This window comes from Xanthomonas sp. NCPPB 4037, from assembly GCF_041475695.2.
Lineage (GTDB): Bacteria > Pseudomonadota > Gammaproteobacteria > Xanthomonadales > Xanthomonadaceae > Xanthomonas > Xanthomonas campestris.
The window spans coordinates 3,078,133-3,101,295 of sequence record NZ_CM191261.1 but is presented as its reverse complement, the minus strand read 5'-3'; the positions used below and the strand labels follow the sequence as shown (position 1 = coordinate 3,101,295).

The following is a 23,163-nucleotide window of genomic DNA, read 5'->3' as shown; positions in this document are numbered from 1 at the left end:
GCCTGGATGTGCTGCATCGCGCGCCAGGACGGCGATCACGCACTACGCGACTGCAACGTATGGTAGACACCGCGCTTGCATGCAAACGCGGCCTGCATACGTATTCAACGGCGATTACGCTGCTGAAATCGATTCCACTGATGCGTCGTTGAGCGGCGAGTGCTTGCGCTGCGCTGCAGCGAAGGCTGCAGGTTGCAAACGCCGGCCAGCAAGGCGCTTGGTGCAACCGATGGCAGCACTGCGCGGGCAAGTCACGCCCGCGCAGCAGTTGCATCAGCGTGCTGACTCCATCGGCACGAAGCGAATCGCCTCGCCACCACCGGGTGCCAGCCGCAGTTCCAGCGTGTCGATGCTGCTGACCTGGCGTTCCTCGCGGATAAAGGCGAACGGGTTGTGCACGTAGTCGGCGTCATCGCCATCGCGGTAGATCTGCGCGCGATAGCGCACGCCCGGTTCCAGAAACCCCAGCGGCACCTGCAACAGGCGGCCATGTTCGTCGGTGATGCTGCCCAGGAACCAGTCGCGGCTATGCCGGTCCTTGCGCGCAATGGTGACGTAGTCGCCCACCTCGCCATTCAACGCGCGGGTCTGGTCCCAGTCCACGGCCACATCTTCAATGAAACGGAACGCATCGCGGTGCTGCAGATAATGCTCGGGCAGATCGGCCGCCATCTGGATCGGGCTGTAGAGCGTCACGTACAAAGCCAACTGGCGTGCCAGCGTGCTGGGAATCGCTTGGCCATTGCGGCCCTTGAGGCTGACGATGCCGGGCGTGTAATCCATGGGCCCGGCGAGCAGGCGGGTAAACACCAGGTTGACTTCGTGTTCGGGCGGATTGGGGGGCTGGCCCCAGGCGTTGTATTCCATGCCACGCGCGCCTTCGCGCGAAATCCAGTTGGGATAGGTGCGGCGCAGGCCGGTGTCCTTGATCGGCTCGTGCGCATTGACTGCAAGGTGGCGCTCGGCTGCCTTCTGCACCACGTGCAGATGATGGCGTGCCATCCACTGACCGTCGTGCCATTCGCGCAACGGCGTACCACCGGCCGGATTGCGCCGCTCCACCTGGCCGTCGTCGCAGACATAGCCGGTCTTGACCGAATCCACGCCGAAACGGGCATACAGATCCATCGCTTCGGCAATCTGATCTTCGTAATGGTCCACCGCACACCCCGTTTCATGATGACCGATCAGATGCACGCCCTTGCCGGCGGCGTAGCGGCTCAACGCTGGCAGGTCGAAATCTGGCGTTGCTGTGGTGAAATCGAAGCTGCCGCCATTGCCGAACCACTCGCCGTCCCAGCCGGGATTCCAGCCTTCCACCAGCACGCCGCGAAAGCCGTGTGCGGCGGCGAAGTCGATGTAGCGTTTGGTCGTGGCGGTAGTGGCCGCATGTTTCGGGCCGGTGGCCCAGGTCTGCTGGTTGAGATGCATCGACCACCACACGCCGACATATTTGGATGGTTTGACCCAGCTGACATCGCCCAGGGCGTTGGGTTCGTTGAGGTTGAGAATGAGGTTGGATTCGACCAGGCCGGTGGCCTGATCAGCGATCTGCAGTGTGCGCCATGGGGTATCGAAGGGCAGGGTGCGGCGCACCTTCCAGCCCTCGGCGGCGGGCGAGAGGTGGGCACGCAGCCGCTGCCCTTCGGTGCGGCGCAACCACATGCCGGCGTAGTCCACCAACGCGGCTTCGTGCAGCGCCACGTGCAGCCCGTTGCGGCTGCGCAGCGTGAGCGGCGTATTCGCCAGCGCCACTTCGTTCAGTGGCGTGCGCTGATACAGGTATTCGTAGTGGATGGGCTCGCCGGCGGGAATCCACCACGCCTCGGAAGGCTGCGCAATGGCGAACTCGGTGACTTCTTCGTCGATGATGGCTTCGCGCAGCCCGGCTTGCGCAGGGAAGTGATAGCGCAGGCCGAGCCCGTCGTCGTACACACGCACGATCACATCGAAGCGCCGTTGCGCGCCCTCGCGTTCGCCAAGGCTCACGCGCAATTCGTTGTAGTGGTTGCGCACCAGCCGGGTTTCGCCCCAGGGTTGTTCCCAGGTGTCATCGTGGCTGCTGCGCGCCTGCGACAGCACCAGCAGGCCACGATCCAGGCGCCCATCGCGCAGCTGAAATCCCAGCCGCGAGCGCTCCACCACCGCTTCGCCCAGCCGCTGCACACGGTAGTAGGGCGTGCCGCCATCCACTTCCACGGTCACCTGCAAAATCTTGCCGGGCGAGGCGACGTCGATCGCATCCTCGGCCTGGGCAGTGGCAGCGGCGCCGCCCAGTGTGGCGATCACCAACAGGCGCGCGATCCACGCCGCACCCAATGTCGAGCGTGCTCGACGTGAAGACAGCGGCATATCCCCTCCCAAGGTCACCGTTGCACAAGCGCCGACTATGCCGCGCAGTTGCGTGCAGGCGTTGTGCTGCGCGCGGCGTGTGGCCATGAATACGTATGCAGGGGTGCGGAACCGTGGAGTGCGGCACTACCATGGTGCCCACGGTACCTGGGAGGGGCCGCGGCCGTGGCAGGCACTGCCACGCATCACAACGCGTGCAACGAGGGAGGGAGGCCGACGGCGCAAGCTGTCTCGCCGCTTCGATGCTGAAGATGATCTGCATGGCAGCGACGCTGGGCGTCGCCGCAAGTTCGCCGGTAGCGGCCGATGAACTGGAGTTTCAAGGACGCCGGGCGCAAGCGCAGGCGTTGGACGATGGTGGCTTTTTGTTGCGTTGGCCGCAGGGCGAACGCCGCATTCCCGCACAACCGATGCGCACAGACACCGCCAGCCCGGTGTTCGATGGGTTGTTCGCGCTGGCGCAACAGGAGCTGGCCGACGACCGCGTGGAGGCGATCCGCGATCCCGCTTTCAATCACGGCAAGCCGGTGGCCTGCGCGTGCTTTGAAACCGGCGAGCGCTGGCCGTATGTGTGGACGCGCGATCTGAGCTTTGCCGCCGATCTCGCGCTGGCGCGGCTGGAACCGGAGCGCACCCGCACCTCGCTGCGATTCAAGCTGTCGCAGGCGCGCGATGGACGCACGCCGGGCCTGTTTGTTGCGCAGGACACCGGCTCCGGTGGCAGTTGGCCGATCAGCAGCGACCGCGTGGTGTGGTTTCTGGCCGCACGCGGCCTGCTCGATGATCGCGCGTTTGCCGACGAAGTCTGGGCCGCGTTGCAAGCCACCGTGGCACAGGACCGCGATGCGGTCTTCGATGCGGATATGGGTCTTTATCGCGGCGAAACCTCGTTCCTGGACTGGCGCGAGCAGACCTATCCTGCATGGACGCGCGAGGATGTGCGCTTCATCGCCGAATCCTTCGCGCTGTCGACCAATGTGCTGCATTACCAGGCCCTGCGCCTGGCCGAGCAGCTGGCGCGGCAGCGTGGCGACGCGCGGGCCAGTGACTATGCACGCTGGGCCGCGCAACTGCGGCAGGCCATCGATACACGTTTCTGGGATGCAACACAGCAGCAGTACGTCAGCTATCTTGGCAGCGCGGCGCACCCGGTGCGCTACGCCAAGGTGGACATGCTGGGGCTGTCGCTGGGCGTGCTGGCCGATGTGTTTCCCCCCGAGCGCGCGCGTGAGGCGATGCGCCGCTATCCGGCCGTGGCCGGTGGCACGCCCGTGGTGTGGCCGCAGGAGCGCATGCAGCCGATCTATCACAACCGCGCGGTGTGGCCGTTTATCAGTGCCTATGCGCTGCGCGCCGCGCGCACGCTCGACAACGCACCGCGGATTGCACTCGAACTGGAATCGCTGATGCGCGCAAGCGCGTTGGCCGGTTCCAACATGGAAAACTACGAGATGCAGTCGCTTGCCGTGCATGTGGAGGAGGGAGCGCGCAGCGGCCCGGTGGTCAATTCGCCACGGCAGCTGTGGTCGGTGGCCGGGTACCTGTCGGCGGTGCTGGAAGGCGTGTTCGGCGTTGCTGCCGATGGCAGTGTGACGCCCAAGCTGCCGCGTTCGCTGGTGCCGCTATTGTTCGGCGACCGTACCCAGATCGTGCTTGAACAGGGTGCGCGGCGCTACGTGTTGGTACGCCCCGAAGGCCGCGATGTTGATGGCGATCTGCTGGTAGCCGGGCGCATCGAACATCAAGGGCAGACCACGCGTGTGCAACTGGTTGGCCGTGCCGCGCAGATGCAGGCACCACCGCGACCCGCCCAGGTATTCGCGCCGGAAATGCCGCCTGCGCCGCATGTTCAACCGCATGGCGATGGCCTGCGCGTTGCCATTCCTGCCGGCACCACGCTGTATCTGGATGGCCGCGCGGTAGAGGCCAGCACACGGTTTGACCTGAGCGACGACGGCCTGCTGCACGACCTCAGCCTGACCCGTCGCGCTGACGGTCTGGAGTCACTGCATAGCCCCACGGTCACCGTTGGCCCGATGCAGGCGCTGCCCGGCGCTGCGCAGTGGGCGTGGCAACCCGAACGTGCCGGGCGTCACCGCATCGCACTGCGGTATCGCAATGACAACGGCCCGATCAATACCGGCGTGACCGCTGCGGTGAAACGGTTGCAGCTGGAGTGCCCGGGCCATCCGCCGCAGACCCGCACCATCGTGATGCCGCATAGCGTGGGTGAGCAGGTGTCCACGCACGTGGTGTTCGACGTGCCGGCACTGCAGCACTGCACGCTGCGTCTGGAGGAAGGCTTCAACATGAGCGCACTTGCGCATTTTGCCGCGTACAACGGCGGGCGCGGCGGCGAGGATGGTGTGCGGAATCAGGTCACGGTGAGCGCCTTGTTAGTCGGGCCGGTCGCCGCAGCGGAGGCGGCGCCATGAAGGCCAAGCCAACGCTGAGTTTCTGGCAGATCTGGAACATGTGCTTTGGATTCCTCGGCATCCAGTTCGGCTTTGCGCTGCAAAACGCCAATGCCAGCCGCATCTTCCAGACGCTGGGCGCGCAGGTCGACGATGTGCCCGGGCTGTGGATTGCCGCGCCGCTGACCGGGCTGATCGTGCAGCCCATCATTGGCTATCTCTCCGACCGCACCTGGACCGGCTGGGGCCGCCGCCGGCCGTACTTCATGATCGGTGCGGTGTTCACCACGCTGGCGTTGCTGGTGATGCCCAACGCGCCGGTGCTGTGGATCGCAGCCGGCACGCTGTGGTTGCTGGATGCGTCCATCAACATTTCGATGGAGCCATTTCGCGCCTTGGTCGGTGACCAGCTGCCGGCCGAGCAACGCCCTAGCGGCTACGCGATGCAGAGCTTTTTCATTGGCGTCGGCGCGATCGTGGCGAGCTTTCTGCCGTGGCTGCTGACGCGCTGGGGCGTAGACAACACTGCACCTGCCGGCGAGCTGCCCGATAGCGTGCGCTACGCGTTCTATCTAGGTGCGGCGGTGTTGTTCCTGTCAATCAGCTGGACGGTGCTGCGCACGCGCGAATACAGCCCGGCCGAGCTGGCGGCGTTTGAACCGGCACCGGCACCGGCCGCTGCGCAACTGGCCGCCACCGATCAACCCAGCCTGCAGGCCAGCGTGCTGTGGTGTCTGGGCGGGTTACTGCTGGCCGCTGCCATCGCCTGGCAGCACGGCGATCGCATGTTGTACGTGCTGGCGGGCCTGTGCGTCGCGTACGGCGCACTGCTGGCATTGGCGCGCGTGCTGCCGCGTGGCGGCATGCTGGTGGCGATCATGCACGATCTGCGCCACATGCCGCAGACAATGCGCCGCCTGGCCTGGGTGCAGTTTTTTTCGTGGTTTGCGCTGTTTGCGATGTGGATCTACACCACCGCGGCAGTGACGCAGGTGCATTTCGGCGCACGCGATACCGTCTCGGCCGCCTACAACGACGGGGCAAACTGGGTGGGTGTGTTGTTCGGCGCCTACAACGGCTTTGCCGCGCTCGCCGCCATCGTCATCCCGCTGATGGTGCGTACGATCGGGCTGCGCTGGAGCCACCTGTGCAACCTGTGGCTGGGTGCGGCGGGGTTGTTGTCGATGCTGGTCATCCGCGACCCGCACTGGCTGCTGCTGTCGATGCTGGGCGTCGGTTTTGCCTGGGCCTCGATCCTGTCCTTGCCCTATGCATTGCTGTCCGACAGCGTGCCCGCCGCCAAGATGGGCGTGTATATGGGCATCTTCAATTTCTTCATCGTGATTCCGCAATTGATTGCCGCCAGCGCCCTGGGCTTCGTGCTCCGCGTGTGGCTGGGCGGGCAACCGATCTACGCGCTGGCGATTGGCGGCTTAAGCCTGGTCGTGGCCGGTGTGTGCGTGGTGCGGGTCCCCGTCGCCCAGGGAGGGCAATGATGCGCAGCGTCTTGATGGCAGCCATGCTGCTTTGTTCGGGAGCAGCCTGCGCTGCGCCTGCATCCGGTGATTACTACGGCACCCTGGAACCGTTCGCCGCCGATGCGGTGTATTTCGTGGTCACCGATCGCTTCGTCAACGGCGACACAGGCAACGATCACCGCGACCAGGGTGGCGCACATCGCAGCTTCGATGTGCCCACACCGTGCGACGGCGGCGTGGGCGACAACATCGGTTACCTCGGCGGCGACTTCAAGGGCATCGTCGATCATGCCGACTACATTCGCGGCCTTGGCTTTGGCGCGGTGTGGATCACCCCGATCGTCGACAACCCGGACGAAGCGTTCACCGGTGGCAAGCCCATTACCTGCGAGAGCACGCTCAGCGATCACGGCAAGACCGGTTATCACGGCTATTGGGGCGTCAATTTTTACAGGCTCGACGAACATCTCCCCAGCCCTGGCCTGGATTTCGCCGGGTTCACGCGCGCCATGCACGCCAATGACCTGAGGGTGGTGCTGGATATCGTCGGCAACCACGGCTCGCCCGCCTACAGCATGCCGGTGGCGCAGCCCGGATTTGGCAAGCTCTACGACGCACAGGGCCGCCTGGTTGCCGATCATCAGAACCTCGCACCCGCGCAGCTAGACCCGGCGCACAACCCGTTGCACGCGTTCTACAACACCGGCGGCGGCCTGGCGGAATTGTCGGACCTCAATGAAAACAATCCGGCCGTGCTGGACTATCTGGCCGGTGCCTACCTGCAGTGGATGGAGCAGGGCGCCGATGCGTTTCGCATCGACACCATCGGTTGGATGCCGGACCGCTTCTGGCATGCCTTCGTGGCGCGGATCCGCGAGAAACGCCCGGGCTTTTTCATGTTTGGCGAAGCCTTCGATTACGACCCGGCCAAGATCGCCGGCCACACCTGGGCGCGTAACGCTGGCGTCAGCGTGCTGGACTTTCCGCTCAAACAGCAGCTATCCGCCGTGTTCGGCCACAAACAGGCTGGCTTCGAACAGCTCGCCACGCCGCTGTATCTGCGCAAAGGCCCGTATGCCAACCCGTACGAGTTGATGAGCTTCTACGACAACCACGACATGGCGCGCCTGGATGCCAGCGATACCGGCTTCATCGATGCGCACAATTGGTTGTTCACCGCGCGCGGCATTCCGGTGATCTATTACGGCTCGGAAACCGGCTTCATGCGCGGGCGCGCCGAACACGCGGGTAATCGCAATTATTTTGGCGAAGAGCGCGTCCGCAACGCACCGCAGAGCCCGATCTTCGGTCCACTGCAGCGCATCGCGACCTTGCGGCGCAATACCCCGGCCCTGCAGCGCGGCGTGCAGGTGGATCTGCAGTTGCGCGGCAACCAGGCAGCGTTCCTGCGCGTTTACCAGCATGCCGGTACGACGCAGACCGCGTTGGTCTTGCTCAACAAGGGCAACGCGGCGGCGGATATTGCGGTGTCCCGCTTGCTGCAGCCCGGCAGCTGGCGCGATGCCTTCAATGGCGGGCAGGTGCAGGTGCAAGGTCGCGTGACGCTGCAGGTGCCGGCGCATGGCGTACGCGTGCTGCTGTCAGATGCGCCGGTGACCGACGTCGCCCTACGTAAGCAGCTGGACGCACAGATGGCGGACCAGGCCGCGCGCGATGCACGCAATAAGTAGGAGCGCGCTAGCGCGCGATGCGGCGTTATCGGTGACGCCTCATCGCGCACAAGTGCGCTCCTACAAAGGCATCAGTCGGCTGCAATAGAAAGTCAGCAGGCCGCGAGCAATAACCGACCGCGGTTCATCCGGGTTGCCAGCGACGCATGCTCCAACGATTCCCGATTCCCGATTCCCGAATCTCAGCGCGTCGCGTTTCCGCTCGCCGCCTTCCCGCGCAGCTCATCGCTGGACTCCGCAGCCGTCGACGGGTTCCACCCCAGTGGCGGTTGCAGGCCACTGCTGGTCGACGACTCGCGCACCGCCAGCCGAACTGGAATTGTGCGGCTCTGTGCAGCGTCACCACGAATCAGCGCCACCAGGCTTTCGACCAACAGGGCGCCGGCCTGCTTGGTGTCCTGTTGCACGGTCGATAGCGCTGGCGCCACCGAGGCAGCCAGGGCGATATCGTCGAAGCCACTGACGGCCACGTCCTGCGGCACGCGCAGCCCGCGTTCGCGCAGTGCCCGCATCGCGCCGATCGCAATCAAATCGCTGGCCGCGCACACCGCGTCGAATGCCTGCCCGCTGTCGAGTAGCGCCAGGCACGCGGTGTAACCGGACAGCTCGGTGGTGATCGCATCGAACTGCAGCGCGGCATCCGCCGCTACACCCTGTAACGCCAACGCTGCGACATGTCCGCGATAACGTTCCTCGAACTCGGGGTAATGGTTGGAGGCGTGGCCGAGAAATGCGATCCGCCGGCAGCCCTGCGCGAGCAGGTGCTCGGTGATGTCCAGCCCGCCCTGATAGTTATCGCTGCCGATCGAAATGCCCGGCTGGCCCGGCAGCGCCGCGCCCCAGCGTACGAAGTGGGTGCCTTGTTCGACCAGCAGCTGCAGCCGCTGGCGTGATTCCTGATAATCGCCGTAGCCGAGCAGGATGATGCCGTCGGCCTTGTTGCTGTCTTCGTAATCGGCCTGCCAATCCTTGGACAGCTGCTGGAACGACACCAGCAAGTCGTAGCCCTGCAGCGCGCAGGCACGGGTGATCGAGCCCAGCATCGAGTGGAAGAACGGGTTGATCAGCGAGTCATCTGCGGTGGGGTCTTCGAAGAACAGTAGCGCTAGCGTGCCGGCGTTGCGCAGCCGCAGCGAGGAGGCGTTCTTGTCGACCTTGTAGTTCAGCTCGCGGGCAATCCGCAGGATCCGCTGGCGGGTGTCCTCGTTCACCATCGGGCTGCCGCGCAGGGCGCGCGAGACGGTCGGTTGCGAGACGCCGGCCAGGTAGGCGATATCCAGCGAGGTGGCTTTACCCTTGATGGTCATGATCGGCAACGGCAGGACAAGTGGCTGGCATCATGCCATGCGCCCGCCGGGCCCGTGCTGCCACGCGCATCGGCCCGCTGATTGGTTTACCATTCGCCCTAGACACCCTTGCGAGAAGGTGGCCCGCGCCCCGCGCCGGCCGAGCGTGCGACATGAGCACTAGCCCTGCCCACCGCTGATCCCGACCGGCGCCAGACCGCAAGGCGCCCACGCGGCGCTTTTTTTGCGCCTGACTTCTTCGCCTGACCCTTTCGAGCCTGTCCCCGCGTGGACGGATCTCTCACTGCAGCAGCCACCGGCTGCGGCCAGACCAGACCCTATCGTTGCCCATGATCACCATTACGCTTCCCGACGGCAGCCGCCGCGAATTCGATGCTCCCGTGTCCGTCATGCAGGTCGCCCAGTCGATCGGCGCCGGCCTGGCCAAGGCCACCATCGCCGGCCAGGTGGACGGCCAGCTGGTCGACGCTAGCGATCTCATCGAACATGACGCCAGCCTGCGCATCATCACCGCCAAGGACGCCGAAGGCGTGGAGATCATCCGCCACTCCTGCGCCCACTTGGTCGGCCATGCGGTCAAGCAGCTGTACCCGGACGTCAAGATGGTGATCGGCCCGGTGATTGCCGAAGGCTTCTATTACGACATCTACAGCGAGCGCCCGTTCACTCCGGAAGACATGGCGGCGATCGAGCAGCGCATGCAGCAACTGATCGCGCAGGACTACGACGTGATCAAGAAGGTCACCCCGCGCGCCGAGGTGGTCGAGGTGTTCGCCCAGCGCGGCGAGGAGTACAAGCTGCGCCTGATCGAGGACATGTCCGGCGACATCACCGCGATGGGCCTGTACTACCACCAGGAATACGTGGACATGTGCCGCGGCCCGCACGTGCCCAACACGCGCTTCCTCAAGGCCTTCAAGCTGACCCGCATCTCCGGCGCCTACTGGCGTGGCGATGCCAAGAACGAGCAGTTGCAGCGCATCTACGGCACCGCCTGGGCCGACAAGAAGCAGCTCGATGCCTACATCCTGCGCATGGAAGAGGCCGACAAGCGCGACCACCGCAAGATCGGCAAGGCACAGGACCTGTTCCATCTGCAGGAAGAGGCCCCCGGCCTGGTGTTCTGGCACCCGAGGGGCTGGTCGCTATGGCAGGTGGTCGAGCAATACATGCGCAAGGTCTACCGCGACAGCGGCTATGGCGAGGTGCGCTGCCCGCAGATCCTGGACGTGTCGCTGTGGCAGAAATCCGGCCACTGGGACAACTACCAGGACGCGATGTTCTTCACCGAATCGGAGAAGCGCACCTACGCAGTCAAGCCGATGAACTGCCCCGGCCACGTGCAGGTGTTCAATCAGGGCCTGCACAGCTACCGCGACCTGCCGATCCGCTACGGCGAGTTCGGCGCCTGCCACCGCAACGAGCCGTCCGGCGCGCTGCACGGCATCCTGCGCGTGCGCGGCTTCACCCAGGACGACGGGCACGTGTTCTGCCTGGAATCGCAGATCGAAGCCGAAGTGACCGCCTTCCATCAGCAGGCCCTGGCGGTCTACACAGCCTTCGGTTTCGACGACATCCAGATCAAGATCGCGCTGCGCCCGGAAAAGCGCCTCGGCGACGATGCGACCTGGGACAAGGCCGAGGCCGCGCTGCGCAGCGCGCTGGGCGTGTGCGGCGTGGAGTGGCAGGAGTTGCCGGGCGAGGGCGCCTTTTACGGCCCCAAGATCGAGTACCACCTCAAGGACGCGATCGGCCGTACCTGGCAGCTGGGCACGATGCAGGTCGACTTCATGATGCCCGGCCGCCTCGGCGCCGAGTACGTGGACGAGCACAGCCAGAAGAAGCATCCGGTCATGCTGCACCGGGCGATCGTCGGTTCGATGGAGCGTTTCATCGGCATTTTGATCGAGCACCACGCCGGCGCGTTCCCGGCCTGGCTGGCTCCGGTCCAGGTCGTTGTCGCCAACATCACCGACGCTCAGGCTGAATATGTGGACTCGGTTCGGAAAACCCTTGCAAATCAAGGCTTCCGTGTCAGCGCCGATTTGCGTAACGAGAAGATCGGTTATAAGATTCGCGAGCATACGCTGCAACGCGTGCCATATTTGCTCGTGGTCGGTGACCGCGAGAAGGAAAATGGCGCGGTTGCCGTGCGGACGCGTTCGGGAGAGGACCTCGGAACCATGACGGTTTCGGCCTTCATCGAACGCCTGCAGGCAGAGCAGGCAGCGTGAGCCAACCCCGGCCGGTCTGGATGATCCGGATGCGCCGGTTCGATTCCCCTGGGAGATTGCAATATCAGTACCCCTGACAACAAACAGAACCGCAAGAACCAAGAAATCCGTGTGCCGCGCGTTCGCGTGATCGGTAGTGACGGTGAGATGGTCGGCGTGTTGTCGCGCGACGAAGCGCTCGCCAAGGCCGAGGAAGAAGGCCTGGATCTGGTCGAAATCCAGCCGCAGGCCGATCCGCCGGTCTGCAAGATCATGGATTTCGGCAAGTTCAAGTTCGAGCAGCAGAAAAAGGCCAACGAGGCCAAGAAGAAGACCAAGCAGGTCGAGATCAAGGAACTCAAGTTCCGTCCGGTCACGGACGAGGGCGACTACCAGATCAAGCTGCGCAACATGCGCCGTTTCCTGGAAGAGGGTGACAAGGTCAAGGTCAACATCCGTTTCCGTGGCCGCGAAATGAGCCACCAGGAACTGGGCCGCGAGATGGCGGCACGGATCGAGGCCGACCTGGGCGAAGACATCGTCATCGAGTCCCGTCCCCGCCTGGAAGGGCGGCAGATGGTCATGATGATCGCGCCCAAGAAGAAGATCTGATCCTGCGCCGCGGCGGGCCCGAGAGGGTCCGCCCAGGCGGCGGCAGCGACGATTTGCAAGAATTCCCGGCAACGGGCATACTGCGCGGCCCGGTTTTGCCGGGGAGCTGTGCAAGCGGTACCAGGACCTGTCCTGATCGTGTTCGATCAAGGGCTTACAAGCAGGCAAGGGCAAGGATGGAAAGCGTGGCCACAAGGCTGCCGCCCGTGTCAGTGACAAAACACCATCAAGGACATAGCAATGCCCAAGATCAAGACCAACCGGGCGGCGGCCAAGCGTTTCCGCAAGACCGCCTCCGGCAAGTACAAGTGCGGCCACGCAAACCGTAGCCACATCCTCACGAAGAAAGCGACCAAGCGGAAGCGCAACCTGCGGCAGACGAATCACGTCCGTGCCGAGGACGCTGGCCGTCTTGACCGTATGCTTCCCTACCTCTGAGGACTGACCCATGGCACGAGTAAAGCGTGGCGTACAGGCGCGTCGCCGCCACAAGAAAATTCTGAACCTGGCGAAGGGCTACTACAACGCCCGTCGTAAGGTCTTCCGTGTTGCCAAGCAGGCCGTCATCAAGGCACAGCAGTACGCCTACATCGGCCGCAAGCAGAAGAAGCGTAATTTCCGTTCGCTGTGGATCACCCGCATCAACGCGGCTGCCCGCATCAACGGCTTGAGCTACAGCCGTTTCATGAATGGCATGCTCAAGGCTGGTATCACCCTGGACCGTAAGGTGCTGGCTGATATCGCCGTGCACGACGCCGCCGGCTTTGCCGCGCTGGCCGAGAAAGCAAAGGGCGCGCTGGCAGCGTAAATGCAGGTCCCTCTGCAGGCGTTCGCACCGGTGTGCGGACGCCTGAAAGAGAGAGTCCACAGCAGCAACCCACACTATGTGCGGTTGTTGAAGAGGGCAGATCACCGCAAGTCTTCGCATCTCCGTGTGCAGGGCTTCGGTGAGGGAAACGCAGATATGCAGGGGGAAGGGCGCGAGTCCTTCCCCTTTTGCGTTTCAGGGAGCGGCCACCGCAGCAACGCGCGGTGCGGCTTCCAGGTGTGCAAGGCGGCCCGGTGCAGTCCGGGAGTTCGTTCGGCTGAGCAGGTGAGGCACGAAGGCAATGAGTGAGATTCAATCCCTGACCGCGCAGGCGTTGGCCGATGTTGCTGCCGCGCAGACGCCGGACCAGCTGGAAACGCTGCGCGTCGCGCTGCTGGGCAAGAACGGCAGCATCACCGCCCAGCTCAAGCAGCTCGGCACGTTGCCGGCCGACCAGCGCAAGGCGGCTGGCGAGGCGATCAATCTGGCGCGCGATGCGCTGACCACGGCGTTGGCCGAGCGCAAACAGGTGCTCGAAACCGCTGCGCTGGACGCCCGTCTGGAAGGTGAGCGCATCGATGTGACGCTGCCCGGTCGACGCGGTGAGCGCGGCGGTCTGCATCCGGTGACCCGGACCCTGGAGCGCATCGTCGAGATCTTTGCGCGGCTGGGTTACGAGTTGTCCGACGGCCCGGAGATCGAGGACGACTGGCACAACTTCGAAGCGTTGAACTTCCCGCCGCATCATCCGGCGCGTGCCATGCACGACACGTTCTACTTCGGCGATGGCCGCCTGCTGCGGACGCATACCTCCGGTGTGCAGGTGCGTTATATGGACGCCGCCGTGGCCAGCAAGAGTGGCCCGCCGCTGCGCATGATTGCGGCCGGCAAGGTGTATCGCTCCGATTCGGATCAGACCCACTCGCCGATGTTCCATCAGGTCGAAGGCCTGCTGGTGGACGAGCATTCCAACTTCGCCGATCTCAAGGGCACCTTGTCCGAGTTCGTGCGTGCGTTTTTCGAACGCGATTTCGAAATGCGTTTCCGGCCCAGCTATTTCCCGTTCGTTGAGCCTGGCGCGGAAGTGGATATCGCCTGGCAGCAGCCCGATGGCAGCACCCGCTGGCTGGAAGTGCTTGGCTGCGGCATGGTGCACCCGAACGTGCTGCGCAGCGTCGGCATCGATCCGGAGCGCTACACCGGCTTCGCCTTCGGTCTGGGCGTCGAGCGCTTTGCGATGCTGCGCTATGGCGTCAACGATCTGCGTGCCTTCTTCGAAAATGACGTGCGGTTTCTCAGGCAGTTTGCTTGAGGGCAGGGAATCGGGAATCGGGAGTAGAGAATCGGAGCAGCCACGCGCGCTCCTGGCTCACCTTCCAGATCCCCGAAGACCTCCCGCTGTTGCGATTCCCGATTCCCTATTCTCTTTTCCCGGCTCCCCATGAAATTCTCAGAAAATTGGCTACGCAGCCACGTTCCGATCCAGGCGAGCCGCGAGGAGCTTGCCGCGACGCTGACGGCCATTGGCCTGGAAGTCGAAGCGGTCACGCCGCTGGGTGATGCGCTGGGCCAGGTGGTGGTGGCGCGGATCATCGCGGCGGTGCGCCATCCGGAGGCCGATCGCCTGCAGGTGTGCAGCGTCGATGCAGGGCAGGGCGAGTTGCTGCAGATCGTCTGCGGTGCGCCCAATGCGCGCGTTGGCCTGGTCGCGCCACTGGCCCTGGTCGGTGCGCAGCTCGGCGAGCTGACCATCAAGGCCGCCCAGCTGCGCGGTGTGGCGTCCAATGGCATGTTGTGCTCGGCCAAGGAGCTTGGCCTGGACAGCGATGCCTCGGGCCTGTTCGAACTTCCTGACGACGCGCCGGTGGGCCAGTCGCTGGCCGAGTATCTCGGTTTGCCCGATGCCAGCATCGAAATCAAGCTCACCCCCAACCGCGCCGACTGCTTCAGCGTGCGCGGTATCGCCTTCGACGTGGCGGCTGCTTGCGCCAGCGAAGTCGTCGCCTTTGATGCGGCTGCCGTGGCGCCTGTATCGACGCGCACGCTCGCGGTCGAGCTCAATGCCGGCAGCGAGGCGCCGCGCTATTGCGGGCGGGTGATCGAAGGCATCGATCCTGCGGCGACTACGCCGGTATGGATGGCCGAGCGTCTGCGCCGCAGTGGCGTGCGCCCGGTGTCGTTGCTGGTGGATATCACCCAGTACGTGATGCTGGAGCTCGGCCAGCCGATGCATGCCTTCGACCTGGATACCCTGCATGGACCGGTTGGCGTGCGGCGCTCGCGTGCCGGCGAACAACTGGCATTGCTTGATGGCCGTGAGGTCACGCTGGACGACAGCTTCCTCACCATCACCGACGCAGATCGCCCGGTGGCACTGGCCGGCTTGATGGGCGAGCTGGACACGCGCGTCACCGACGCCACGCGCAATGTGTTTCTGGAGTCGGCATATTTCGAACCTGCCGCGATCATGGGTCGCGGCCGCAAACTCGGCCTGCACACCGATGCCGGCCATCGTTTCGAGCGTGGCGTGGATCCGGCGCTGGCACCGCAGGCGATCGAAGTCGCGACGCGCTTGGTGCTGGAGCTGGCCGGCGGCGTGCCCGGGCCGGTGGTGGACGCCGCGCTGCCGCAGCATCTGCCGCAACCGGCGTCGATTCTGTTGCGGCGTGCGCGCATCGCGCGCGTGCTCGGTATCCAGATCGACGATGCGGACGTGGTGCGGATCCTGACCGCGTTGGGCATGCACGTCGAGGCGGTTGCAGACGGCTGGCAAGTGACGGCGCCGAGCCGCCGCTTCGACATCGCGATCGAAGAGGACCTGATCGAAGAGCTGGCGCGCATCCACGGCTACGACCGTGTGCCGACCACCTTGCCTGGTGGCGCCAGCCGCATCGCCATGCCCAGCGAAACGCAGCTGGACGAGCTCAGCGTGCGCCGCCAGCTGGTGGCGCGCGAGTTGCAGGAAACCATCAACTACGCCTTCGTCGATGCCGCATTGCTGGAGCGCTGGCAACTGACCGATGGCGTGGTGCCGCTGGCCAATCCGCTGAGCGCCGAGCTTGCGGTGATGCGCCCGCGGTTGTTGCCGGGCCTGGTGGCCACCCTGGGGCGTAACGTTGCGCGGCAGGTCGGGCGGGTGCGCTTGTTCGAACTGGGCAAGGTGTTCTCCGCTGCAGGCCCTGGTGATGCGCCGGTCGAGTCGCAGCAGGTCGCTGCGGCTGTCTGCGGCGATGCACTGGCGCTGCAATGGGGTGAACCTGCGCGCAAGGTTGACTTCCACGATCTGAAGGGTGATTTGCTGGCCCTGGCTGCAGCCAGCGGCGCGGTGCTGGAATTCCAGCCGTCCATGCAGCCATTCGGTCACCCGGGCCGTTCCGCCGACATCTATCGCGATGGTGTTTGCATTGGCTGGATCGGGCAGGTGCACCCGCGCCTGGCCAAGTCCCTGGACATCGACGTGGACGTCATCGCGTTCGAGCTGCAGCTTGCGCCGCTGGTGAAGCGGGCGCTGCCACGTGCTGGCGAGCTGTCGCGCTACCCCTCGGTGCGTCGCGACCTGGCCTTCCTGGTGCCCGATGCGGTGAGCTGGGCGGCACTGTCTGCAAGCGTGCGCACCAGCGTCGGCCCGTTGCTGCGCGAGGTGCAGTTGTTCGACCGGTATGTGGGCCAAGGGGTCGAGCCAGGTTTCAAGAGTCTGGCTATGGGCTTGATTTTGCAGGATAACTCGCGCACTCTCACCGACCGGGACGTGGATGCGGTCGTCGCCGATGTGGTGGCCGTGATCGAGCGCGAACATCGCGCCCGGATCCGGGGTTGAGGCGGTAACAGGGGATTGGCATGGCATTGACGAAAGCGGAGATGGCCGAGCGTCTGTTCGACGAAGTCGGCCTGAACAAGCGTGAGGCGAAGGAATTCGTCGACGCGTTTTTCGATGTGCTGCGCGATGCACTGGAGCAGGGCCGTCAGGTGAAGTTGTCGGGCTTCGGCAACTTCGATCTGCGGCGCAAGAACCAACGGCCCGGTCGCAATCCCAAGACCGGTGAGGAAATTCCGATCTCGGCCAGGACGGTGGTGACCTTCCGCCCCGGCCAGAAGCTCAAGGAACGGGTGGAGGCTTATGCTGGATCCGGGCAGTAATCGCGAGCTACCGCCGATTCCGGCCAAGCGCTACTTCACCATCGGTGAGGTGAGCGAGCTATGCGACGTCAAGCCGCACGTGCTGCGCTATTGGGAAACCGAATTTCCGAGCCTGGAGCCGGTCAAGCGGCGCGGCAACCGACGCTACTACCAGCGGCACGATGTGCTGATGGTGCGGCAGATTCGCGGCCTGCTGTACGAGCAGGGCTACACCATCGGTGGCGCGCGTCTGCGTCTTGAGGGGGATGGCGCCAAGAGCGAGTCAGCGCTGAGCAATCAGATCATCAAGCAGGTGCGCATGGAGCTTGAAGAAGTCCTGCAGCTGCTGCGACGCTAGGAAAGCGCCGCATAAAGCCGCTATAATCGCAGGCCGCCTCAAGGCGGGACGCAACATCTTCGGGGTATAGCGCAGCCTGGTAGCGCACTAGTCTGGGGGACTAGTGGTCGTCGGTTCGAATCCGGCTACCCCGACCAAACAACAGGCCCATGTCGCAAGACGTGGGCCTTTTTGTTGCGTCGCAACATGTCAGTTCGATGGCATTCCAAGCTATGCCACTATGCGCAACGGCATATTGCAAGGCTGCATACGCAAGTCCTGTGCGCAATTATTTCACGGTTCAGGCTGCTACAGGTCGGGATCAGCAGGCGTCCGTAAGTGCCCGGAAACGCTAGAGTTCGTATGCCGAGAATGACGACCCGGGTCACGTTCTCTTAACGTCGAGGCGACGAACTTGAATCAATAGGCCAACGCCGTCAAAAAAATGGCGTGTTGTGCCTTGCGATGTGTTGGTTCTATGCCATAGTGCACTGCAACACGCGATTCAACGTTGGTCCCGGCACGTGTCGGGATGCAACTTCCTGTCGTACGTTCGTGCTGGCGCCTGAGCCGGTTGAATGCTGCGCGAGGTCCTGTCCCACCCAACAGAGGCAGCCAGCTACACGCATGAAGAAACTGATCGGACGACTCTGCCAAGGCCTCAGCCTGGCTCTGCTCTGCTCGATGTCGCTGGGCGCTTGCAGCACCGGCCCGGAGATGGCGTCTTCGCTGCCGCATCCAGACCCGCTGGCAATGTCCACGGTGCAGCCCGAATACCGTCTTGCACCGGGCGATCTGTTGCTGGTGAAGGTGTTTCAGATCGACGATCTGGAGCGGCAGGTCCGCATCGACCAGAACGGTCACATCTCATTGCCGCTGATTGGCGACGTCAAGGCCGCCGGTCTGGGCGTTGGCGAACTGGAAAAGCTGGTCGCCGATCGGTATCGCGCAGGCTACCTGCAGCAGCCGCAGATTTCGGTATTCGTGCAGGAGTCCAACGGGCGCCGCGTCACGGTCACTGGTGCGGTAGACGAGCCGGGCATCTACCCGGTGATCGGCGCCAACCTCACCTTGCAGCAGGCGATCGCGCAGGCCAAGGGTGTCAGCACGGTGGCAAGCCGCGGCAACGTGATCGTGTTCCGCATGGTCAACGGGCAAAAAATGATTGCGCGGTTCGACCTGACCGAGATCGAGAAGGGGGCCAATCCGGATCCTGAGATTTATGGCGGCGACATTGTCGTGGTGTATCGCTCGGATGCGCGCGTGTGGTTGCGCACCATGCTGGAACTGACCCCCTTGGTGATGGTGTGGCGCGCTTACCGATGAGTATGAATTCCGACAATCGTTCCTCTTCGTCGCAGCGTCATGGTCATCTGGAACTGGCAGATGTCGGCTTGATGGACTACTGGCGCGCCCTGGTCTCGCAGCTCTGGCTGATCATTCTGATCGCCGTCGGCGCGCTGTTGCTGGCATTCGGCATCACGATGTTGATGCCCGAGAAGTACCGCGCCACCAGCACCCTGCAGATCGAGCGTGACTCGCTCAATGTGGTGAACGTCGACAACCTGATGCCGGTGGAATCGCCGCAGGATCGCGATTTCTACCAGACCCAGTACCAGTTGCTGCAGAGCCGTTCGCTGGCGCGTGCGGTGATCCGGGAAGCCAAGCTCGATCAGGAGCCGGCGTTCAAGGAACAGGTGGACGAGGCGCTGGCCAAGGCCGCTGAAAAGAATCCCGAGGCGGGTAAGTCGCTCGATTCGCGGCAGGCGATCGTCGAGCGTAGCCTCACCGATACGTTGCTCGCCGGGCTGGTGGTCGAGCCGATCCTCAACTCGCGCCTGGTGTACGTCAATTACGATTCGCCAGACCCGGTGCTGGCTGCCAAGATCGCCAACACGTATCCAAAGGTGTTCATCGTCAGCACCCAGGAACGCCGCATGAAGGCGTCCTCGTTTGCGACGCAGTTTCTGGCTGAGCGCCTGAAGCAGTTGCGCGAGAAGGTAGAAGACTCTGAAAAGGATCTGGTCTCGTATTCGACCGAAGAGCAGATCGTGTCGGTTGGCGACGACAAGCCCTCGCTGCCTGCGCAGAACCTGACCGATCTCAATGCGTTGCTGGCATCCGCACAGGACTCCCGGATCAAGGCCGAGTCCGCTTGGCGGCAGGCTTCCAGTGGCGATGGCATGTCATTGCCGCAGGTGTTGAGCAGCCCGCTGATTCAGAGCCTGCGCAGCGAGCAGGTGCGCCTGACCAGCGAGTACCAGCAGAAACTGTCGACCTTCAAGCCGGATTACCCGGAGATGCAGCGCCTCAAGGCACAGATCGAAGAGTCGCGTCGTCAGATCAATGGCGAAGTCATCAATATCCGCCAGTCGCTGAAGGCGACCTACGACGCCTCCGTGCATCAGGAGCAGCTGCTCAACGATCGCATCGCCGGTCTGCGGACTAACGAGCTGGATCTGCAGAGCCGCAGCATCCGCTACAACATGCTCAAGCGCGACGTCGACACCAACCGCCAGCTCTACGATGCGCTCCTGCAGCGCTACAAGGAAATCGGCGTGGCGAGCAACGTGGGCGCCAACAACGTGACCATCGTCGATACCGCAGACGTGCCTACGTCTAAGACTTCGCCGAAACTCAAATTGAACCTCGCGTTGGGCCTGATCTTTGGCGTATTCCTGGGTGTGGCTGTGGCTCTGGTTCGCTACTTCCTGCGTGGTCCTGCTCCGGAGTCGCGGTTGAACTGACATCGTGATGTTGCAAAACGATGGTTAATTGAAGTGACAACTGATTCAGCGTGGAAAAGGTGGGATCCCGTAAGGTGCGGGCTCCCTCGTTTGAAGGTTTGTCTCTGTTGAAACAAAGGGCTGTCGTGCGGTCTGGGGTCGGTAGGTATTACCGCGGTGATCGGACGACAGGATGATTGAAAGCTCGCGTGCGATTCGTATGTTCCCCCGCATGCGCCGTATCGAGTTTGGAGGACATCCCCATGCTTTTGGCAGACTTGAGTAGCGCGACTTACACGACATCCTCGCCGCGATTGTTGTCCAAATATTCGGCAGCCGCCGACCTGGTCCTGCGCGTGTTCGACCTGACCATGGTCGTGGCGTCCGGACTGATCGCATACCGCATCGTTTTCGGTACTTGGGTACCCGCAGCGCCTTATCGGGTCGCGATTGCGACAACGTTGTTGTACTCGGTCATTTGCTTTGCGTTATTCCCCCTGTATCGCAGCTGGCGCGGCCGTGGATTGCTGAGTGAGCTGATGGTGCTGGGCGGTGCGTTCGGCGGCGTGTTTGCGCTGTTCGCGGTGCATGCATTGATCGTGCAGGTGGGTGAGCAGGTGTCGCGTGGCTGGATTGGCCTGTGGTTCGTAGGCGGCCTGGTGTCGCTGGTGGCCGCACGCACCTTGCTGCGTGGCTTCCTCAATCATCTGCGTACGCAGGGTGTGGATGTCCAGCGCGTGGTGGTGGTCGGTCTGCGTCATCCAGTGATGAAGATCAGTCATTACCTGAGCCGTAACCCGTGGGTCGGCATGAACTTGGTGGGCTACTTCCGCACGCCGTACGATCTGGCAGTGACCGAGCAGCGCCAGGGCCTGCCGTGCCTGGGTAATCCTGATGAGCTGATCGAGTACCTGAAGAACAACCAGGTGGAGCAGGTGTGGATCTCGTTGCCGCTCGGCGAGCGCGACCACATCAAGCAGCTGCTGCAGCGTCTGGATCGCTACCCGATTAACGTGAAGCTGGTGCCCGACCTGTTCGACTTCGGCCTGTTGAACCAGTCCGCCGAGCAGATCGGCAGCGTGCCGGTGATCAACCTGCGTCAGGGTGGCGTGGATCGTGATAACTACTTCGTGGTCGCCAAGGCGCTGCAGGACAAGATCCTGGCGGTGATTGCGCTGATGGGCCTGTGGCCGCTGATGCTGGCCATCGCGGTAGGCGTGAAGATGAGCTCGCCCGGGCCGGTGTTCTTCCGCCAGCGCCGGCACGGCCTGGGTGGCCGCGAGTTCTACATGTTCAAGTTCCGCTCGATGCGAGTGCATGACGATCATGGCACCACGATTCAGCAGGCGACCAAGAACGACACGCGGATCACGCGCTTCGGCAGCTTCCTGCGCCGCAGCAGCCTGGACGAGCTGCCGCAGATCTTCAATGTCTTGGGTGGCAGCATGTCGATCGTGGGCCCGCGCCCGCACGCTGCGCAGCACAACACGCACTATGAAAAGCTGATCAACCATTACATGCAGCGTCACTACGTCAAGCCGGGGATTACCGGTTGGGCGCAGGTCAATGGTTTCCGCGGTGAGACCCCGGAACTGCGGACGATGAAGAAGCGCATCCAGTACGACCTTGACTACATCCGTCGTTGGTCGCTGTGGCTGGATATCCGCATCATCGTGCTGACGGCCGTGCGCGTGCTCGGACAGAAGACCGCGTACTGATGACGGTGGGGAGTGTGCGACCTGGCGCACCTTGCGCCGCGGGCGGCTGCATCGCAGCCGCCTTTCTCTCGCGGGCGCTGACATGCTGATTCAAATGAGCGAGCAGACGCGGGTGCGTTGGCACAACGCGCTGATCGAACTGACGCTGCTGACCGGCGTGGGCTACAACCTGCTGCTGGCGTTGATCAACGCCAATGTATTCATCGTGCGTCCCGTGGTGACGTATGCGGTGGAGTTTCTGGTCTACGCCGCCTGCTTCCTGCTCGGACTGGGCTCGATGAGCCGACAGCGCATCGCGATGATCTTCGGCGGGCTCGGCTTGATCGTGACGCTGATGTTCGTGCGTTTCCTGGTCAACTGGCAGATCGACCCCAAGTTTTTCCGCGATGCCCTGGTGGTCTTTGCATTTGTCGTGCTGGGGTCTGCTTACACCGGCTCGTTGCCCAAGCTGTTCCTACGCATGACGATCATCGTGTCATTGGTCGCTGCGTTCGAGTTGGCGATGCCCTCGGCTTATGGCGATCTGGTCAACCCGAAGAGCTTCTTCGTCAATGCGCGCGGCATGAGTGCAGAAGGGTTCTGGAACGAGGACAGCAATCTGTTTGTCAGTGCCACACGACCAGGTGAGCGCAACTTCCTCCCAGGTTCGAACCTGCCACGCGCCTCGTCCTGGTTCATCGAGCCGGTGACGATGGGCAATTACATCTGCTTCTTCACCGCGATCGTATTGACGTTCTGGCGCTGGATGCGGCTGTCGATGCTGATTCTGTCTATCGGACTGATCGGCTTCATGATTGTGGCATCCGACGGCCGACTTGCTGCCGGCACCTGCGTGCTGATGGTGCTGCTGTCGCCGTTATTGAAACGGATGGATCAGCGGTTGGCGTTCCTGTTGTTCCTGTTGGTGATCGCCTCTGCCTGGCTGCTGGTGTGGATGACCGGGATTACGGCCTACCAGGACACGACGATGGGGCGCATTTTCTTCACCGTGAACTCGATGAACAATCTGTCATTCGAGTCGTGGATGGGCCTGGATTTTGCGCAGGCCTACCGGTATTTCGACAGCGGCATCTCCTACTTCATCGCATCGCAATCGATCGTCGGCGTGCTGGCGTTCCTGCTGTCTTATTCATTCCTCCTGCTGATGCCGAGCAAGGAAGGGCAGCTGTTCAAGAACCAGGCGATGTTTGCCTTTGCACTGAGCCTGTTGGTGTCTAACGGCTATTTCTCGATCAAGACCTCGGCGCTGTGGTGGTTTGTCTGCGGCTGCATGTGGCACTTGATGCCAGCAGCGTCAGCCGTGCCGGTGCGCGACGCAAGCAAGGAAGATCCAACGGACAGCGGCGTGGATGTGCCATTGCCCGCAGGAGCGCCGCGGTGAATTCGGTGAC

17 protein-coding genes and 1 tRNA gene are annotated in these 23,163 nt (G+C 63.4%); 16 read left to right on the top strand and 2 right to left on the bottom strand.

All coding sequences use genetic code 11. From position 1 onward, the window contains the following. Nucleotides 1–273: 273 nt before the first annotated feature. Nucleotides 274–2,352 (bottom strand): glycoside hydrolase family 97 protein, encoded by a 2,079-nt coding sequence (locus ACCQ01_RS13880; RefSeq protein ID WP_228432326.1) that lies wholly within the window; start codon nt 2,350–2,352, stop codon nt 274–276. A 242-nt stretch (nt 2,353–2,594) separates the two neighbouring features. On the opposite strand from ACCQ01_RS13880, the gene ACCQ01_RS13875 reads away from it, so the two are divergent. Genes ACCQ01_RS13875 through ACCQ01_RS13865 form a run of 3 tightly spaced genes read left to right on the top strand, consistent with a single transcriptional unit; the run spans nt 2,595 to nt 7,935 of the window. After that, complete coding sequence (locus ACCQ01_RS13875) at nt 2,595–4,787, top strand: MGH1-like glycoside hydrolase domain-containing protein (protein WP_228432324.1); 2,193 nt, start codon at nt 2,595–2,597, stop codon at nt 4,785–4,787. Next, entirely contained in the window at nt 4,784–6,262 is a 1,479-nt protein-coding gene (locus ACCQ01_RS13870) for an MFS transporter (protein WP_228432323.1), read from the top strand. Before ACCQ01_RS13875 ends, ACCQ01_RS13870 begins: the two co-directional genes overlap by 4 nt. Beyond that, nucleotides 6,259–7,935, top strand: coding sequence for an alpha-amylase family glycosyl hydrolase (locus tag ACCQ01_RS13865; RefSeq protein ID WP_372358807.1), 1,677 nt, complete (start codon nt 6,259–6,261; stop codon nt 7,933–7,935). The genes ACCQ01_RS13870 and ACCQ01_RS13865 overlap by 4 nt, the downstream gene beginning before the upstream one ends. Nucleotides 7,936–8,117: 182 nt before the next feature. Here the strand turns inward: ACCQ01_RS13865 and ACCQ01_RS13860 are convergent, their stop codons facing one another. Next, entirely contained in the window at nt 8,118–9,242 is a 1,125-nt protein-coding gene (locus ACCQ01_RS13860; protein ID WP_228432320.1) for a LacI family DNA-binding transcriptional regulator, read from the bottom strand. A gap of 329 nt (nt 9,243–9,571) precedes the next feature. Here ACCQ01_RS13860 and thrS point away from each other — a divergent pair, with 329 nt between their 5' ends. From thrS to ACCQ01_RS13795, 13 genes are all read left to right on the top strand, one after another. Then, nucleotides 9,572–11,476 carry a threonine--tRNA ligase gene (gene thrS / locus ACCQ01_RS13855; protein WP_228432318.1) on the top strand — a complete coding sequence of 635 codons (1,905 nt, stop codon included), beginning with the start codon at nt 9,572–9,574 and terminating at the stop codon, nt 11,474–11,476. Between the two features lie 48 nt (nt 11,477–11,524). Further along, entirely contained in the window at nt 11,525–12,067 is a 543-nt protein-coding gene (gene infC, locus ACCQ01_RS13850) for a translation initiation factor IF-3 (RefSeq protein WP_070690874.1), read from the top strand. A gap of 240 nt (nt 12,068–12,307) precedes the next feature. Then, nucleotides 12,308–12,505, top strand: coding sequence for a 50S ribosomal protein L35 (gene rpmI / locus ACCQ01_RS13845; RefSeq protein WP_002811096.1), 198 nt, complete (start codon nt 12,308–12,310; stop codon nt 12,503–12,505). Nucleotides 12,506–12,515: 10 nt separating this feature from the next. Beyond that, nucleotides 12,516–12,875 (top strand): 50S ribosomal protein L20, encoded by a 360-nt coding sequence (rplT, locus tag ACCQ01_RS13840; protein WP_228432316.1) that lies wholly within the window; start codon nt 12,516–12,518, stop codon nt 12,873–12,875. 301 nt (nt 12,876–13,176) lie between these two features. Next, nucleotides 13,177–14,187, top strand: a complete 1,011-nt coding sequence (pheS, locus tag ACCQ01_RS13835; RefSeq protein WP_042598467.1) for a phenylalanine--tRNA ligase subunit alpha — start codon at nt 13,177–13,179, stop codon at nt 14,185–14,187. 129 nt (nt 14,188–14,316) lie between these two features. Further along, nucleotides 14,317–16,692, top strand: coding sequence for a phenylalanine--tRNA ligase subunit beta (gene pheT / locus ACCQ01_RS13830; protein WP_228432313.1), 2,376 nt, complete (start codon nt 14,317–14,319; stop codon nt 16,690–16,692). Nucleotides 16,693–16,712: 20 nt separating this feature from the next. Next, nucleotides 16,713–17,012, top strand: coding sequence for an integration host factor subunit alpha (locus ACCQ01_RS13825; RefSeq protein ID WP_002811076.1), 300 nt, complete (start codon nt 16,713–16,715; stop codon nt 17,010–17,012). After that, nucleotides 16,993–17,349, top strand: coding sequence for a MerR family transcriptional regulator (locus tag ACCQ01_RS13820; RefSeq protein WP_005995911.1), 357 nt, complete (start codon nt 16,993–16,995; stop codon nt 17,347–17,349). Before ACCQ01_RS13825 ends, ACCQ01_RS13820 begins: the two co-directional genes overlap by 20 nt. Before the next feature lie 60 nt (nt 17,350–17,409). Continuing rightward, nucleotides 17,410–17,486, top strand: a tRNA-Pro gene (locus ACCQ01_RS13815). A 469-nt stretch (nt 17,487–17,955) separates the two neighbouring features. Then, nucleotides 17,956–18,654: a polysaccharide biosynthesis/export family protein gene (locus tag ACCQ01_RS13810; protein ID WP_029216900.1), complete on the top strand. Its 699-nt coding sequence runs from the start codon at nt 17,956–17,958 to the stop codon at nt 18,652–18,654. Beyond that, entirely contained in the window at nt 18,636–20,075 is a 1,440-nt protein-coding gene (locus ACCQ01_RS13805) for a GumC family protein (protein WP_029628930.1), read from the top strand. Before ACCQ01_RS13810 ends, ACCQ01_RS13805 begins: the two co-directional genes overlap by 19 nt. Nucleotides 20,076–20,317: 242 nt before the next feature. Then, nucleotides 20,318–21,772, top strand: a complete 1,455-nt coding sequence (locus ACCQ01_RS13800) for an undecaprenyl-phosphate glucose phosphotransferase (protein ID WP_228432312.1) — start codon at nt 20,318–20,320, stop codon at nt 21,770–21,772. A gap of 94 nt (nt 21,773–21,866) precedes the next feature. Continuing rightward, nucleotides 21,867–23,153, top strand: a complete 1,287-nt coding sequence (locus ACCQ01_RS13795) for a polysaccharide biosynthesis protein GumE (protein ID WP_228432310.1) — start codon at nt 21,867–21,869, stop codon at nt 23,151–23,153. Nucleotides 23,154–23,163 lie beyond the last annotated feature (10 nt).

Bases quoted from the DNA above. Each gene is read 5' to 3' on its own strand.
- ACCQ01_RS13880 (WP_228432326.1), bottom strand. From the start codon at position 2,352: ATGCCGCTGTCTTCACGTCGAGCACGCTCGACATTGGGTGCGGCGTGG.
- ACCQ01_RS13875 (WP_228432324.1), top strand. From the start codon at position 2,595: ATGCTGAAGATGATCTGCATGGCAGCGACGCTGGGCGTCGCCGCAAGT.
- ACCQ01_RS13870 (WP_228432323.1), top strand. From the start codon at position 4,784: ATGAAGGCCAAGCCAACGCTGAGTTTCTGGCAGATCTGGAACATGTGC.
- ACCQ01_RS13865 (WP_372358807.1), top strand. From the start codon at position 6,259: ATGATGCGCAGCGTCTTGATGGCAGCCATGCTGCTTTGTTCGGGAGCA.
- ACCQ01_RS13860 (WP_228432320.1), bottom strand. From the start codon at position 9,242: ATGACCATCAAGGGTAAAGCCACCTCGCTGGATATCGCCTACCTGGCC.
- thrS (WP_228432318.1), top strand. From the start codon at position 9,572: ATGATCACCATTACGCTTCCCGACGGCAGCCGCCGCGAATTCGATGCT.
- rpmI (WP_002811096.1), top strand. From the start codon at position 12,308: ATGCCCAAGATCAAGACCAACCGGGCGGCGGCCAAGCGTTTCCGCAAG.
- rplT (WP_228432316.1), top strand. From the start codon at position 12,516: ATGGCACGAGTAAAGCGTGGCGTACAGGCGCGTCGCCGCCACAAGAAA.
- pheS (WP_042598467.1), top strand. From the start codon at position 13,177: ATGAGTGAGATTCAATCCCTGACCGCGCAGGCGTTGGCCGATGTTGCT.
- pheT (WP_228432313.1), top strand. From the start codon at position 14,317: ATGAAATTCTCAGAAAATTGGCTACGCAGCCACGTTCCGATCCAGGCG.
- ACCQ01_RS13825 (WP_002811076.1), top strand. From the start codon at position 16,713: ATGGCATTGACGAAAGCGGAGATGGCCGAGCGTCTGTTCGACGAAGTC.
- ACCQ01_RS13820 (WP_005995911.1), top strand. From the start codon at position 16,993: ATGCTGGATCCGGGCAGTAATCGCGAGCTACCGCCGATTCCGGCCAAG.
- ACCQ01_RS13810 (WP_029216900.1), top strand. From the start codon at position 17,956: ATGAAGAAACTGATCGGACGACTCTGCCAAGGCCTCAGCCTGGCTCTG.
- ACCQ01_RS13800 (WP_228432312.1), top strand. From the start codon at position 20,318: ATGCTTTTGGCAGACTTGAGTAGCGCGACTTACACGACATCCTCGCCG.
- ACCQ01_RS13795 (WP_228432310.1), top strand. From the start codon at position 21,867: ATGAGCGAGCAGACGCGGGTGCGTTGGCACAACGCGCTGATCGAACTG.